Source organism: Marinomonas sp. TW1 (assembly GCF_001625355.1).
In the GTDB taxonomy this organism is placed as follows: domain Bacteria; phylum Pseudomonadota; class Gammaproteobacteria; order Pseudomonadales; family Marinomonadaceae; genus Marinomonas.
On sequence record NZ_JSEE01000002.1, the window covers coordinates 53,205 to 67,055 of the forward strand.

The following is a 13,851-nucleotide window of genomic DNA, read 5'->3' on the forward strand; positions in this document are numbered from 1 at the left end:
TCGATAAACTAGAAAAACGAAAGGGCGAATTGCTCGCCCTTTCAATAAAATCGGCACTTTTTTTGCTAATGCCTGTAAAAACAACTAAATAGTGCTACAGCTTAGGAAATCCGCCACCACCAGGAAGACCGCCAGGCATCATTCCACCTAGTTCGCGCATCATTTTTTTCATGCCGCCTTTGCTGCTGAACTTCTTCATCATCTTCTGCATCTGTTTATGCTGCTTTAATAATCGATTCAAATCCTGAATCTGTAAACCCGCACCAGTGGAGATACGTTTTTTACGAGAACCATTAATCACATCCGGATTCCGACGTTCTGCTGGGGTCATTGAGTTAATCAAAGCCTCCATTCGCACAAACATCTTGTCATCCACTTGATCTTGAATATTACCTAACTGCCCCATGCCTGGCAGCTTATCCAACATAGAGCTCATTCCGCCCATGTTTTTCATCTGCTGAAGCTGCTCTTTAAAGTCTTCTAAGTCAAAGCCTTTGCCTTTCTTTAATTTACCGGCCAGTTTTTCGGCTTTATCTTTATCAATCTTTTGCTCGGCTTCCTCGATCAAGGACAACATGTCGCCCATGCCCAGGATACGAGACGCCAAACGATCAGGGTGGAATGGTTCTAATGCGTCGGTTTTTTCCCCTACACCCAAGAACTTGATCGGCTTACCGGTAATATGACGGACAGACAGAGCCGCACCACCACGAGCATCACCATCGGTCTTAGTCAACACAACACCGGTCAGTGGCAATACATCGCCGAAAGCCTTGGCTGTATTAGCGGCATCTTGACCTGTCATGGCATCCACAACAAATAAGGTCTCGATTGGATTAATGGCCGCGTGAAGCAACTTAATCTCAGCCATCATGTCTTCATCAATCGCCAAACGACCCGCTGTATCGACAATAACGACGTCTTTATGAGCCTTTTTAGCGTAATCAATCGCATTATTCACAATGTCGATTGGTTTTTGTGACAGATCACTGGGAATGAAGTCCACATCAATTTCATTTGCCAGCGTTTCTAACTGCTTAATCGCCGCTGGACGGTAAACGTCAGCACTGACCACAGAGACAGATTTTTTCTCACGTTCTTTTAAATATTTAGCCAGTTTAGCCGTTGAGGTTGTTTTACCCGCCCCTTGCAAACCCGCCATTAAAATCACGGCTGGACGAGCAACGCGCAGATTCAAGCCATCATTGGCTTGACCCATAACCGCTTCCAGTTCCTGTTTAACAATCTTTAAAAAAACCTGCCCAGGACTAAGGCTTTTTGAGACTTCTGTACCCACAGCGCGTTCTTTAACGGCGGCAATAAAGTCTTTGACAACAGGAAGCGCCACATCCGCTTCTAATAAAGCCATGCGTACTTCACGTAGCACATCTTTAATGTTGTCTTCGGTTAATTTGGCTCTTCCTCGAATTCGATCAAGGGAGGAGGTTAAGCGTTCTGATAAACTGTCGAACATATTGCCCTCGAATTTGGCTCAAAAATAGAAAAAAACTGACGCTATCAGTTTATCCAAGGTGAAATTGGTTTTATTATAACGGATAAATGATTATCACCCTATACCTTTACTAAGCGGACATCCTAGTTCATGACTCAAATATCGCTTTGGTTAGCTTGCACAGCCTGCTTAATTGCTGGTGCGGTTTACTTTTTTCGCCCCCACAACCGCTTCACACAGCTGATTGGCGCGCTTGCCATTGCGGTACATACATTTTCATTAATGCAATTATTGCTTAATCGTGATGGCTTCAATTTTTTAACCATTGGCTTATTAATCGCCTTAATTGGCAACACCTTGCTGTGGTTTAGTAACAGAGACAAAGATTTATCCCTACTAATCGGCACAGCGTTCCCTCTTAGCGCCATTATTTTGGCTCTCAATGCCATTGAACCTTGGGATTTGAAGCCGCTTCACAGCAATTCATGGGGCACCAGCGCTCACATTCTTATCGCTTCCGTTGCTTACAGCTTATTTGCCACCGCTTGCGGGGTCGGGATTTTGCTGGCCATGCAAGAATACCAACTTAAACACCACAAACTAAAGCAACTGCTGCGCGTCCCTCCACTGCAGGTTTTGGAAAGCTTAATGTTTGAATTCATTTGGGCCGCTTTTATTCTATTGACCATCACCATACTGACTGGCTTCTACTTTATAGAAGACATGTTTGCACAACACTTAGTACACAAAACCTTTTTCACTATAGCGTCTTGGTTTGTGTTCGCAGGCCTATTGCTTGGCCGACATTTAGCGGGCTGGCGCGGGCAACTTGCCGTCAAATTAACCCTTAGCGGCTTCTTCTTGTTAATGCTAGGCTACTTTGGTAGCCGCATTGCATTACAAATCCTATTGCAATAATGATCGAATTCACAAAGTATGTTTGACAGTCGGTTCGTAAGAACTAATAATTCCACTATCATAATTATTGAGGCGATCCATTTTTGAACGAAGTCCCCTTAAGTATTCTCGGCGGAATACTGTTTTTTCTCATTCTATTCTCTGCTTTCTTTTCAAGCTCAGAAACAAGCATGCTGTCTTTAAATAAATACCGACTAAAGCATCTTGTGAAGAACAAGCATAAATCAGCGATTAAAGTCAGCTCTTTACTTGAACGCCCAGATCGCCTTATTGGCGTAATTTTGATTGGCAATAATTTTGTCAATATCCTCGCTTCCGCCATTGCGACCATCATTGCGGTAAGATTATGGGGAGACGCAGGGGTTGCCATTGCAACAGCAGCGCTCACTTTGGTCATTCTTATCTTTGCTGAAGTCACACCAAAAACCTTTGCCGCCTTGTATCCAGAAAAGTTGGCTTTTCCATTCTCATGGATTCTTGCGATTATATTAAAATTACTTTATCCACTGGTATTGCTCGTCAACACCTTATCCAATGGTTTATTACGTATTTTTGGCGTACAAGCACACCACAACAATCAAGACACATTGGACTCTGAAGAACTTCGCACCGTGGTAAACGAAGCCAGCGGACTTATTCCAGCCGCTCACCAAGAAATGCTGCTATCCATTTTAGACTTAGAAAAAGTCTCTGTGGAAGACATTATGATTCCACGAAATGATGTTGTTGGCATTGATATTGAAGACTCTATCGAAGAGATCATTGAACAAATCTGCCAAACACGCCACACCCGTATGCCCGTCTATAATGGCGAGATCAACAAGGTGATTGGCATCCTACATGCTCGCCATGCCGCCATGTTCTTACGCGATCCAACCCCTTCTAAAGCCGCATTACTAAAAGCGACCGTTGAACCCTACTTCATCCCAGAAAGCACCTCGTTAAATACGGTTCTATTAAATTTCCAAAAGGACCATCAACAGATGGGGATCGTGGTCGACGAATACGGTGACGTTCAAGGCATAGCGGCATTAGAAGACGTTCTTGAAGAAATTGTTGGCGAGTTCACGCCACCAACCCAAGACGAAGAAGAAGAGATTCAAACACTGGATGATGGCTCCTTCCGCATCGAAGGCTCAACTCACATTCGAGAGATCAACAAGGCGCTAGATTGGCACTTGCCAACCGATGGGCCAAAAACCCTAAACGGTTTGATCATAGAAACACTTGAATTTATCCCTGAACACCCAATCAGCCTTTGGGTAGAACATTACCAAATTGAAATCCAAGAAATCGAAGACAAGGTTGTGAAATTCGCCAAGCTTCAATTAAAGCGGTAAAGGATACGTCATGAGATACTGCCCTAAATGTGGTCACCAAGTTGAAATGACCATCCCACAAGGTGATAACCGCACACGAGCAGTCTGTCCGAATTGCGCTCATATTGATTATGATAATCCGAGGATGATCACCGGCACCATTCCACTTTATCAGGGCAAAATCCTTCTATGTCGTCGTAACATTGAGCCACAGTTTGGATTCTGGACCTTACCTGCTGGCTTCATGGAAAATCAAGAAACCACCAGCGAAGGCGCTCTTCGCGAGACATTAGAAGAGTCCGGTTCGGTAGCCAAATGCCGGCAAGCCTTTAGCATGATCAGCATCCCAAGAATTAATCAGGTACACCTTTTCTACCTTGCAGAACTGGAAAAAGACGACTTTCACCCAACAGAAGAGAGCTCCGAAGTCGCACTCTTCGACTTAAAAGACATTCCATGGGAGGAGTTGGCCTTTAGTAGCGTCACCAAAACCTTGGAATTTTTTATCGAAGACCACAAAACAGGACAATACGGTTTTCACGAAGACGTCATACTACTTAACTCTGTGCCAGATTAAACCAACACATCAAGATTCTAAGTGAATCAAATGATAAGCCACTTCCTCATAGGGATGAGCTAAACGCAAAGCAGCGACGACCGCTTCTTTATATTGCTCCAACAACACCATTTCTACTCGGTACTCTTCAACCCGCTCAGCCTTGCCCACCTCACCAAGAAAAGGTTGAGCACCAGACATAGGACGAAACTGCCCTTGCCCAAGCACCTGCCAGCAACACGCCTCATAATTTCCCATTCGACCAGCGCCAGCAGCAAAAACCGCACTCTTTACCGCCTCAAGATGCGTTGCAGGAACATAAAACACTAACGAATACATAAACACGTCCTTCATTTCAAAGAGAGCATTAATCGCTAAATCAAACTCATTTGTTCTAAAGTATCAGGCAAAACCAGTTGTTTATGGGGTAAAGCACCATTCGCCACCAGCTTATCATCCAACCAAGACGCCAAAGTCGGCGCGGCAATATTGTCGGAAGAATGCACAAAGACGATAGGACATAACCCCAGCTCTAACCATTGCTTTATTTTGACCGCCCATTGATCGAGCCAGACATGATTACGCTGCAGATCTGGATGACCAATATAGCGCACGACAGGAGCTGTCGCCGTCGCAATAGGATGACACGGCACTCTTGGCTTCTTTTGTTGAGCCTCCACAAGACTCTCATTATAGGCTGGTGTTGAAAACACAGGGCGCGAATCCATAACGACTCGATCAACTTGGCGCTCAGATAAAGCTTTCATGAAAATCATTTCATGTTCGCCTTTATCAAAAAAATCCAAATGACGAACCTCCACACTTAACGGTGTACTCAACTGCCACTCATCCATTAAGGCTAAAATGTATGGCAAACGCTCCGCTGCCAATCGCCCAGGAAGCTGCAACATGGTTGGCCCTAGCTTAGCGATAAGCGGCACCAATGTTTTCTGAAAAGCCATCCAATCATCACGTACGGCTTGCCATGGACGTTGCGCTGACGCATGCGAAATTTGTTGCGGCACTTTAAAACAAAAGCGAAACTCCGCTCCAACCTGCCGGTACCAGCGCATTAATTGCTCATCCGCCACTGGCGCATAAAAGGTACTGCCCACCTCTACCGAAGAAAAGACTTTTGCATATTCTGCCAACCGCTCACCACCAGGCACCGCAGACGAATACAGCCAATCGATCCAAGCCGGATGCTGCCACTGCGCCATGCCGTACAAAACAGTCATAAACTGACCGGACGATATTCAACACGCTCAATGAAGTAGAGTTTTTCCCCTTGAGCTCGACGAATCGTTACCTCATCACCCTCTTCTTTTTTCAACAACGCCTTTGCCACTGGCGAATCCATGCTGATGTAATCTGCCTGATGATCCAACTCATCAGGCCCAACAATACGAAAACACTCTTGTTGCCCGTCCTCATCTTCTAAAGTGACCCAAGCACCAAAAAACACCTTACTTTGATCATCAGGGATGCGATCAACCACTTTGCAATGATCCAGACGTTTTTCTAAATAACGCACTCGACGATCAATTTCACGCAGCTGTTTCTTTCCGTATATGTATTCTGCATTTTCCGACCTATCCCCTTGTGCAGCAGCCTCACGGACAGACTCCGTCACAGCCGGACGCTTTTCTTTCCAAAGATACTTAAGCTCCGCCAATAATGTTTGCGAACCCTCATAAGTAATGTAATTCGATTTAGGTGGTGCAGGAGGTCGATAACGACTCATGTAAAAGCCTCAAATGGATAACAGCAGCCATAAAAAATGCCGCTAAGTAAACGTACTTAGCGGCATTTTAATCTTAATTGGTAAAAAAATTAAGATTCTTGTTTGTGCACATGAACGTCCATTTGCGGGTAAGGAATACCAACACCACGTTCATCAAAGGCATATTTGATTTTTTCTAACAAATCCGCACGTACCGTCCAATAGTCTGCCGACGCAACCCAAGGACGCAGATTAAAGTTCACGGAACTGTCCGCCAGTTCTGCAACAGCAATCACGCAAGCTGGATCTTTTAAAATGCGCTCATCAGCTTCCACAATTTCTTCCATAATCTGCTTTGCCAAACGAATGTCCGCATCGTAACTGATCCCAACCACGAGATCCAAACGACGAGTCGATTCACGAGAGAAATTCACGATAGCACCGTTCATTATCGCTGAATTAGGTACGATGATGACACGGTTATCCGGTGTGGTTAGATGCGTATGAAACAGCTCAATACGATTCACAGTTCCCATTTGACCACCCGCATCCACAAAATCACCCGAACGAAATGGACGCAATAGGATAATCAACACACCAGAGGCAAAATTAGACAAAGAGCCTTGCAGAGCCAAACCAACAGCCAGACCAGCCGCACCTAAAATGGCAATGAAAGAGGTCGTTTCCACCCCGATTTGACCCAACGCCATCAATACAACACCAGCAAACATCAAAGCATATAAGATGCTTGAGGCAAAACCGGCTACGGCTTTGTCCACAGAAGATTTCAATAAACGCTTTTCACACCAACCAGAAATCTTTGCCGCAATAAATTTACCCACAAAGAAAATAACCAAGCCAACCGCTAGATTAAGTGCGATGTCCATTACCCAAGGCATCCACTCAGCACCCTGATCAAATACCGCCTGTATATCATTCATAATCTAAACCCTATCCTTAAAAAATTTCATCAGACCAAATAATCTGCCTTATGCTGCCACTCATCTAACAATTTTTCTAATTCTTTCCGCCCTTCGTTACTAAAAGACACACAAAGTCGCCCCTTTACCAACTGAGTTCCTTTCGTTTCGAATTCATCAATCCAGCAACATTGCTCCCTGAGGGCATCCAAACTTTCATTATCACGGATACTCAAACCAATAAAGGCATGCCATTCATACTCAGGCAAACTTCCCGCAAGTGCTTTTTCTAACATAGCAACCCAATCCGCCTGACTTTGTCTATAATAAGGTAATTTGGACTGATGACGAACAAAGAAAAGCATCAACCCCACCAATAAAACAAAAAAGACAAACGCAGACAGCAGAAGCTCTAACATCATTCTGAAAAATCAAACGCCAACAATGACACTTTGGCTTTTTTGAGATCGTCTAAATGCGTCTTTTCATACCCATCCATTTCTTTTTGAAATTTATTTTTAGCTTGTTTCGGCAGAGTTCGCCATTGTTCATGGGTTGGGATATGTTCGGTTTTCTCGGTAACCAGATAAAATACCGAAATGTCTTCATGCTCCGATAAATCGATACTCAGCCTGTCTAATAAATTTTTAATTCGAATGCTTGCTTCAATCCAATTCACTTCATCCGTGCCAGCCACTTTCAGCAACACTCGGATGCTGTCCACCGCTTTTTGACGCTCTTCTTGATAACGCGCTTCACCCGCTTGAATGCGCTCCGCTCTCAATTGATTGGCCTGCAATTGTTGGCGAATAAACCAAAGTGAAACACCCATTACGACAACACAAGCTAGCAACACTAAGAAAAATACGGTCAGAGACATACAAAACCTTCAAACTTAATCTATACAAATAAAACACCCAATTATGTCAATCAAATAACAACGGGGTGACATTCCAACAATACTTGTCGCTTACTAATTAAAGCAACGCCTTTAAATCATCATATAAATCCGGTGTCGATACCAACAGCCCTTCTCCATTGACCGCTTCAGGCCAAGCCGCCTGAGGCGCGGAAAAATACCCTAACTGAGCACCAGCTTCTTCCGCAATCAAAGCACCAGCCGCCATATCCCAAGGCTTCACCGTCTCGTAATAAGCGTCTAATCGACCCGCTGCCACCCAACACAAATCCAATGCCGCAGAACCATTTCGCCTGACATCCTGACAAGCATGAAGCACTCGACTTAATCGCTCAATCAAACTTGGCAATGATGTTTTCTGATACGGAAAGCCTGTTGCAACCAGCGCATTGCGAAGCGTTGTAGCTCCGGAAACAGCGAGCTTTTTATCATTACAATAAGCACCTCTTCCCCGCAATGCAGAATAGCATTCAGCCAAAAAAGGCGCATAAACCACGCCTAAAATACGCACCGAACCAATAAACAGACCAATCGAAACCACCACATGGTGATGGCCATGAGCAAAATTGACCGTACCATCAATCGGATCAATTACCCAAACAGGCACATCTTCGATCAAGTTATCAACATCAAGCTCAGGAAAAGACTCTTCTGAAAGTATTTTATGATGTGGAAAAGTCGCCGTAATTTTCTCACATATAAAAGCATCCACCGCAATGTCTGTCGAAGTTACCAATTCATGATGCAACTTATAGTTACAATCAAACATCGCCGTTTCACGAGCCTCAATGATAAGGTTACCTGCGTCTTGAGCTAACTGCTTAGCGAAATTCAACCATTGATCATAATCAGACGACATATCATTTCCTTTTACTAATTATCCCAGCTGCGCATTGAGCCAAGTCGAAATATCTTGCACCTGCTCAGGACAAACCGCATGAGGCATATCATAGGTTTGATAAGTCACAAGATAACCTTTAGCCGCTAAATTAGCTTGCGCTTGCGCTCCCAAAGTCGGTGCGACGACAGGGTCCTGAGAGCCATGATGAATTAAAAATGAGGTTTTTCCGTTTGGGCAAAATTCAGCCTGAGGCACCTTGTCACTGCTCACCAAATAAGTAGACAAAGCCATTACACCACCCAACACATGAGGAGTGTGAAGCCCCACCTGATATGCAATGACGCCGCCTTGTGAAAAACCAGCCAAAATAATGCGGTCAGCAGAGATACCTTTACCAATTTGATCTTCAATGAGGTCTTCGACTTGCTGCGCAGACTCTTGAATATTCGCCATGTCGACTTTGCGCTCCAACGTCATTTCCAAAATATCGTACCAAGCGCGCATTGGCATCCCACCATTAATGGTAACTGGACGCTGTGGCGCATGAGGAAACACAAATCGTATCGCCAAACCATCTTGCAAGGACAATGCAGGGACCAAGGCTTCAAAATCATGACCATCAGCCCCCAATCCATGCAACCAAATTACCGCTGCATCCGGTTTAGCGGCGGTTTCTACTTCTACTGTTGGCAGCAAATCTGTCATTCTCTAAACTCTCCCAAAAAACATCATAAAGCGTTAAATACAAAAATGGCTCTAGTACCTAAGCCAAAAAAAATAGGCTATCGCGAATCGCTATAGCCTATCATATTGATGCTCTTACCGTGCTGCTTAAGACATTTTTTAGTGCTCGGTTGGGTACCGAACCTCTTGCACACCTTGATTTTCATCCAAACGCATAAGCACATCGGCCCGCTCCGGCATCACCGCCAACATATGACGCGTAAGGCGCTCATAATATTGCATAAACCCCTTTAACTCTTCCGGTGACATGACTTTTAAATCTAAGGTATCTAACAGCACACCGTGAATATCATGCAAGTGCGCCTCCAATAGCCGCTCTTGCTTATTGCGCCATTCATAGACGATGTCATAATTTGGCGCCTGCATCCAAACCATTAAATCCAACATGGAAAACAACTCGCGATATTCATTTTTTAACAATTCATTGACCGATTGTCGCCAAACCTCCTGCCCATCTCTATCGCGTTCTAAGGCATTCAGTGGTGAATGCAGATCCCCCGTCATCTCAGGCGCACCAACACACCAACCTTCAAATAAAATCACATCAATCGGGCCCCGAACCTCCTTCCAAAGATGCACCGGCTTTCTTTCATCAATGGACTTATCAAAGCATGGAAACATCATCACTTCACCGTCCTTTAATTGTCTCGCACGCTGGAATAGATTCATGGCCAAAGAGACATCGTGCGTCCCTGGCACTCCGCGCACTGAAAATAGGGACGTGGTCTGATCAGCAAAATTCAACCGGTCCTGACGAGTACTGTACAAATCATCCAAACTAATCACGACTGCATTTAATTCAAACCCTTTCACCAAGACTCGACTAACAATGCTCGCAAAAGTGGTTTTACCGCAACCCTGTGCACCGCCTAGCCCCACAATCATAGGCCCTTCTCGATGACCCACTTTATTACTTAACCAACTCGCGAAAGGCAAATACAAACGATCAAGCTGATCAATTAAAGATACATCGGCATACAATGCATGTAATGTTTGCTCAACTTCGAATCTCAAACGCTGGGACAAAGGATCTGGTAAGCTGGAATGAATCACATGAGATTTTGCTTGCTGCTCTAACATAATAAACACCTCCATACCGTTGGCCTTAAAGTATAGTCAGAGATATTCAGAGCTGTACAAATTTTACACAGAAATTAAAAAGGCAATAACAATTGCGAAGAAATCACATTGGATAAACGGTAGCCAACACCAATCAAACGCACAGGCCGCTTCGAACGTGAATGAGCTTGCCGCAACAACTCAGAAAAAACGGCCGTAGAAAGTTTTTTTTGGATCGGTTGCTCTATCGTGGTTTGTTTAAAATCATCAAACTTAAGCTTCAGATAATATTTGCTCAAACGCGCTTCATACCCTCGTCCAGCCATACGCTTTTGTAACGCATCAATCAGTTCAGGCAAAACAGTCAAACAGGGCTCAATTCCCGTTAGATCTTCAGCAAAAGTATGCTCAACAGAAATACTTTTTCGCTCTCTCGAGATTTGCACAGGGCGCTCATCAATACCTAACGCAAATTGAGATAAACGAAATGCCATGCCACCAAAGTGTTTTTGCAATACTGGAAACGCCACTTTTTGTAGATCCGCACAATAGTACACACCAAGTTCTGCCAGTTTTTGCTGAGCAACTTTGCCAATCCCAGAAATGCATTTCACAGGAATAGCGGCGACAAAATCCGTTTGCTGCTTAGGAGTCACAAGTGTGAGACCGTCGGGTTTATTCCAGTCACTCGCTACTTTGGCGATGAACTTATTCGTAGCAATGCCAGCTGATACTGTGATTCCAACCGTCGATAGAATTTGTTGACGTATACGATCGGCCATGAGGGTCGCACTGCCCTGACATTGTACTGAGTGAGTCACATCCAAATAGGCTTCATCCAAAGACAAAGGCTCAATAATATGAGTATATTGCTTAAAGATATTGTGCATTTGCTGTGAAGCAAGACGATACTTCTCCATGCACCCAGGTAAGATCAGCAAATCGGGACACAAACGTTTCGCGACAGCCACTGGCATTGCCGATCGAACCCCATAGGAACGAGCAGGATAATTAGCAGTAGATAATACGCTGCGACGCTCAGATGAACCGCCAATAGCCAAAGGTCGATCTTTCAAGGCGGGGTTGTCACGCATCTCAATGGCAGCATAAAAACAGTCTGCATCAATGTGTATAATTTTACGTTCTGAAAGTGTCATGATAGAAAGCACAAAATACTGTATATAAAAACAGTATATACAGCAAATCACACTGAAACAACTTAATGTAAATTCTATGATCAAGCCCACGAGACCTGATAGAATCAAAAAATATCCGTAAAAATACCAGTCGAAAAACATCAGCCAATGGCTAAGTTGTTATTTTTGCCATATAAAACAAAGAAAATCGTCGATTTGAGACTGTAAAAATAGACGCTAACACGTAAAATAGTTTACATTTTATCCATGGGACAGAATGTCTCGAATAGGAAGCGAGCCTTCGTCACTGCGAATGCAAGGATTCATTTCTAACTGACAAGGTAAAAGTGAAGAAACTCTGACACTTGCCGACAAGAAAAAGTAGAGACTACTACACAAAGGGCACCACCATGACACACGTAATTCGCATTCTTTTGATTGCAACAGGGACAATCCTATTAGCAGGTTGTCAAAGCCTAAACCAAACCAGTACTGCTGGCGCAGGCACCTGTACTTCCGTGGCACCATGTAATGGAAATCAAGTTGGCCCCTCTGGCGGCGCTTTAAACTATGGTCAAACAGGTGCCATCAATGCAAACAACACGATTGCCGTCATCAAACAAGAACCCATCATCATAACGGCAACAGGTTATGCCGCGCTAACAACCAATAAGCGTCTAACTAAATCACAAGCCCGCATCATGACATTACGCAGCTCTATGCTAGACGCTTACCGCAACCTTTCTGAACGTGTTTACGGTTTAAAAATTGACGGTTCAAGCTCCTTAAGCAATATGGTGATTCAGAACGACGAATTACGTACTTACGTTGATGCTTATTTAGTCGGTGCAAAAGTCGTGTCTCAAAGAGAACACGAAGATGGCACTTTCGAAACCGTTGTTGAAATGGCACTACAAGAAAACTTCCGTCAATGTGTTTCAGCGGCTCATGGACATGGCATTGCCAACGACCCTAATTGCCAAGTTCAACCAGGTTACCGTGCGGTCAATGTACAAAGCTCAACACCGACAACTAACTTCTACAGCATTGAGTGATGACTTTGCAACTCAACAGACGACTCTTTAGCCTCGTGTTATTGGCTTTATCTAATGCCACATTTGCGGTCACCATTGACGCCGTTGGTGAAGCCGTTATCTATAATAACGACATAGCGGATGCACGCTATCGAGCAACAGAACAGGCCATAAAACAGGCCGTTTTGGAATCAGGCTCAAGAGTGAATGTAAAAGATGAAATGACCAATGGTGAAGTGAACTCGAGCATTACTATTCGCAGCTCAAGCCACGTTCAACGAGCCAAAATCCTCTCAGAGGAACAAACAGGCAATTTTTTAAAAATCATTGCCCGCATTGATGTCACCCCAGACTCTCAATGCAGCACTGGACCAACAAGCTATTACCGAAAAACGGTTGGGGTAACTGGCTTTGACCTGCAAATACCACAACAGGCTCAACTTGGTGCCATTAATAACATTTCTCGAGAACTGCCCAAGAACCTAGCTGACGAAATCAATAAACAAGGGTATTTAAAAGCCTTAACCGCCACCAACATTTCAATCTATCCTGATTTAATCAACGCTCCCTCTTCTACTAATTATGACGGCTCTCTGACCAATGTCACCCGCATCAGTGAGCAACTCGGTGTACAGTACATCATAAGTGGTGTCATTCGTGACATCGGTGAACTTTACCAACGACAACCCAACAACAAAACCAATACCACATCTTTAGCCGCTGAGGATAAAGAAAGGAACTTTGTGGTCGATATCTATCTATACGACGGTTTCAGTGGTGCCTTGCTGTTTGAGCACAGATACAACGAAATAGGTCATTGGGATATAGCTGACAATCAGCGCGTTGGTTTTGGTAGCGCCAAGTTTTGGACCGTAAATTATGGCAAAGTGGTTCAGCAAGCACTAAAGCAAAGCGCCTTAGATACTAGCGAACAGTTGCGCTGCCAGCCATTCATTGCCAATATCTTTCGTACAGAAGGCAATCGCATCCACATTGCTGCCGGGTCAATTGCCGGCATTAAAGTAGGGGATAAATTTAACGTATACCGTCGTTACGAAGTATTTAATCAGCTGCAGTCCGCTCAGACTCAGCTGAACAATGCCAATATCAGTGTTACAATCAAACAGGTACAGCCTAATTTTTCAGTTGGCGAACTGGTTGTTGACTCACATATATTGAACGTTCAGCAACAAGATGTTGTCATTGCTTGGTAAACTGACGCACTTTAA

At 44.2% G+C, this 13,851-nt stretch carries 16 protein-coding genes; 5 read left to right on the forward strand and 11 right to left on the reverse strand.

From position 1 onward, the window contains the following. Positions 1-94: 94 nt before the first annotated feature. Positions 95-1,474, reverse strand: a complete 1,380-nt coding sequence (gene ffh / locus OA79_RS01840; RefSeq protein WP_063331521.1) for a signal recognition particle protein — start codon at positions 1,472-1,474, stop codon at positions 95-97. 129 nt (positions 1,475-1,603) lie between these two features. On the opposite strand from ffh, the gene OA79_RS01845 reads away from it, so the two are divergent. The 3 genes from OA79_RS01845 (at position 1,604) to OA79_RS01855 (ending at position 4,267) form a co-directional block, all read left to right on the forward strand. After that, positions 1,604-2,371: a cytochrome C assembly family protein gene (locus OA79_RS01845; protein ID WP_063331522.1), complete on the forward strand. Its 768-nt coding sequence runs from the start codon at positions 1,604-1,606 to the stop codon at positions 2,369-2,371. 83 nt (positions 2,372-2,454) lie between these two features. Further along, positions 2,455-3,711: an HlyC/CorC family transporter gene (locus OA79_RS01850; RefSeq protein WP_063331523.1), complete on the forward strand. Its 1,257-nt coding sequence runs from the start codon at positions 2,455-2,457 to the stop codon at positions 3,709-3,711. A gap of 10 nt (positions 3,712-3,721) precedes the next feature. Beyond that, positions 3,722-4,267 carry an NUDIX hydrolase gene (locus tag OA79_RS01855; protein ID WP_063331524.1) on the forward strand — a complete coding sequence of 182 codons (546 nt, stop codon included), beginning with the start codon at positions 3,722-3,724 and terminating at the stop codon, positions 4,265-4,267. A gap of 9 nt (positions 4,268-4,276) precedes the next feature. Here the strand turns inward: OA79_RS01855 and OA79_RS01860 are convergent, their stop codons facing one another. From OA79_RS01860 to dinB, 10 genes are all read right to left on the reverse strand, one after another. Then, positions 4,277-4,585, reverse strand: coding sequence for a hypothetical protein (locus OA79_RS01860; protein ID WP_063331525.1), 309 nt, complete (start codon positions 4,583-4,585; stop codon positions 4,277-4,279). A gap of 35 nt (positions 4,586-4,620) precedes the next feature. Then, positions 4,621-5,484 (reverse strand): DUF72 domain-containing protein, encoded by an 864-nt coding sequence (locus OA79_RS01865; protein WP_063331526.1) that lies wholly within the window; start codon positions 5,482-5,484, stop codon positions 4,621-4,623. Then, on the reverse strand, positions 5,481-5,990 hold the full coding sequence (gene greB / locus OA79_RS01870) for a transcription elongation factor GreB (protein WP_063331527.1): 510 nt from the start codon (positions 5,988-5,990) through the stop codon (positions 5,481-5,483). Before greB ends, OA79_RS01865 begins: the two co-directional genes overlap by 4 nt. Positions 5,991-6,079: 89 nt before the next feature. Continuing rightward, complete coding sequence (locus tag OA79_RS01875) at positions 6,080-6,910, reverse strand: mechanosensitive ion channel family protein (RefSeq protein ID WP_063331528.1); 831 nt, start codon at positions 6,908-6,910, stop codon at positions 6,080-6,082. A 29-nt stretch (positions 6,911-6,939) separates the two neighbouring features. Further along, entirely contained in the window at positions 6,940-7,311 is a 372-nt protein-coding gene (locus OA79_RS01880) for a hypothetical protein (protein WP_063331529.1), read from the reverse strand. Beyond that, positions 7,308-7,769, reverse strand: coding sequence for a DUF2489 domain-containing protein (locus OA79_RS01885; protein ID WP_063331530.1), 462 nt, complete (start codon positions 7,767-7,769; stop codon positions 7,308-7,310). The genes OA79_RS01880 and OA79_RS01885 overlap by 4 nt, the downstream gene beginning before the upstream one ends. A 97-nt stretch (positions 7,770-7,866) precedes the next feature. Next, a complete protein-coding gene (locus OA79_RS01890; RefSeq protein ID WP_063331531.1) occupies positions 7,867-8,667 on the reverse strand; it encodes an inositol monophosphatase family protein in 801 nt (266 codons plus the stop codon). A gap of 18 nt (positions 8,668-8,685) precedes the next feature. After that, on the reverse strand, positions 8,686-9,354 hold the full coding sequence (locus OA79_RS01895; RefSeq protein ID WP_063331532.1) for an alpha/beta hydrolase: 669 nt from the start codon (positions 9,352-9,354) through the stop codon (positions 8,686-8,688). Positions 9,355-9,492: 138 nt separating this feature from the next. Further along, on the reverse strand, positions 9,493-10,473 hold the full coding sequence (locus tag OA79_RS01900) for a hypothetical protein (RefSeq protein WP_063331748.1): 981 nt from the start codon (positions 10,471-10,473) through the stop codon (positions 9,493-9,495). Between the two features lie 74 nt (positions 10,474-10,547). Beyond that, positions 10,548-11,609: a DNA polymerase IV gene (gene dinB / locus OA79_RS01905; RefSeq protein WP_063331533.1), complete on the reverse strand. Its 1,062-nt coding sequence runs from the start codon at positions 11,607-11,609 to the stop codon at positions 10,548-10,550. Positions 11,610-11,998: 389 nt separating this feature from the next. On the opposite strand from dinB, the gene OA79_RS01910 reads away from it, so the two are divergent. Further along, positions 11,999-12,643: an LPP20 family lipoprotein gene (locus OA79_RS01910; protein ID WP_063331534.1), complete on the forward strand. Its 645-nt coding sequence runs from the start codon at positions 11,999-12,001 to the stop codon at positions 12,641-12,643. Further along, positions 12,643-13,836, forward strand: a complete 1,194-nt coding sequence (locus tag OA79_RS01915; protein WP_063331535.1) for a flagellar assembly protein T N-terminal domain-containing protein — start codon at positions 12,643-12,645, stop codon at positions 13,834-13,836. The genes OA79_RS01910 and OA79_RS01915 overlap by 1 nt, the downstream gene beginning before the upstream one ends. Positions 13,837-13,851: the final 15 nt, after the last annotated feature.

Coding starts and splice junctions, on each gene's coding strand:
- ffh (WP_063331521.1), bottom strand. CDS start 1,474: ATGTTCGACAGTTTATCAGAACGCTTAACCTCCTCCCTTGATCGAATT.
- OA79_RS01845 (WP_063331522.1), top strand. CDS start 1,604: ATGACTCAAATATCGCTTTGGTTAGCTTGCACAGCCTGCTTAATTGCT.
- OA79_RS01855 (WP_063331524.1), top strand. CDS start 3,722: ATGAGATACTGCCCTAAATGTGGTCACCAAGTTGAAATGACCATCCCA.
- OA79_RS01860 (WP_063331525.1), bottom strand. CDS start 4,585: ATGTATTCGTTAGTGTTTTATGTTCCTGCAACGCATCTTGAGGCGGTA.
- OA79_RS01865 (WP_063331526.1), bottom strand. CDS start 5,484: ATGACTGTTTTGTACGGCATGGCGCAGTGGCAGCATCCGGCTTGGATC.
- greB (WP_063331527.1), bottom strand. CDS start 5,990: ATGAGTCGTTATCGACCTCCTGCACCACCTAAATCGAATTACATTACT.
- OA79_RS01875 (WP_063331528.1), bottom strand. CDS start 6,910: ATGAATGATATACAGGCGGTATTTGATCAGGGTGCTGAGTGGATGCCT.
- OA79_RS01880 (WP_063331529.1), bottom strand. CDS start 7,311: ATGATGTTAGAGCTTCTGCTGTCTGCGTTTGTCTTTTTTGTTTTATTG.
- OA79_RS01885 (WP_063331530.1), bottom strand. CDS start 7,769: ATGTCTCTGACCGTATTTTTCTTAGTGTTGCTAGCTTGTGTTGTCGTA.
- OA79_RS01890 (WP_063331531.1), bottom strand. CDS start 8,667: ATGTCGTCTGATTATGATCAATGGTTGAATTTCGCTAAGCAGTTAGCT.
- OA79_RS01895 (WP_063331532.1), bottom strand. CDS start 9,354: ATGACAGATTTGCTGCCAACAGTAGAAGTAGAAACCGCCGCTAAACCG.
- OA79_RS01900 (WP_063331748.1), bottom strand. CDS start 10,473: ATGTTAGAGCAGCAAGCAAAATCTCATGTGATTCATTCCAGCTTACCA.
- dinB (WP_063331533.1), bottom strand. CDS start 11,609: ATGACACTTTCAGAACGTAAAATTATACACATTGATGCAGACTGTTTT.
- OA79_RS01910 (WP_063331534.1), top strand. CDS start 11,999: ATGACACACGTAATTCGCATTCTTTTGATTGCAACAGGGACAATCCTA.
- OA79_RS01915 (WP_063331535.1), top strand. CDS start 12,643: ATGACTTTGCAACTCAACAGACGACTCTTTAGCCTCGTGTTATTGGCT.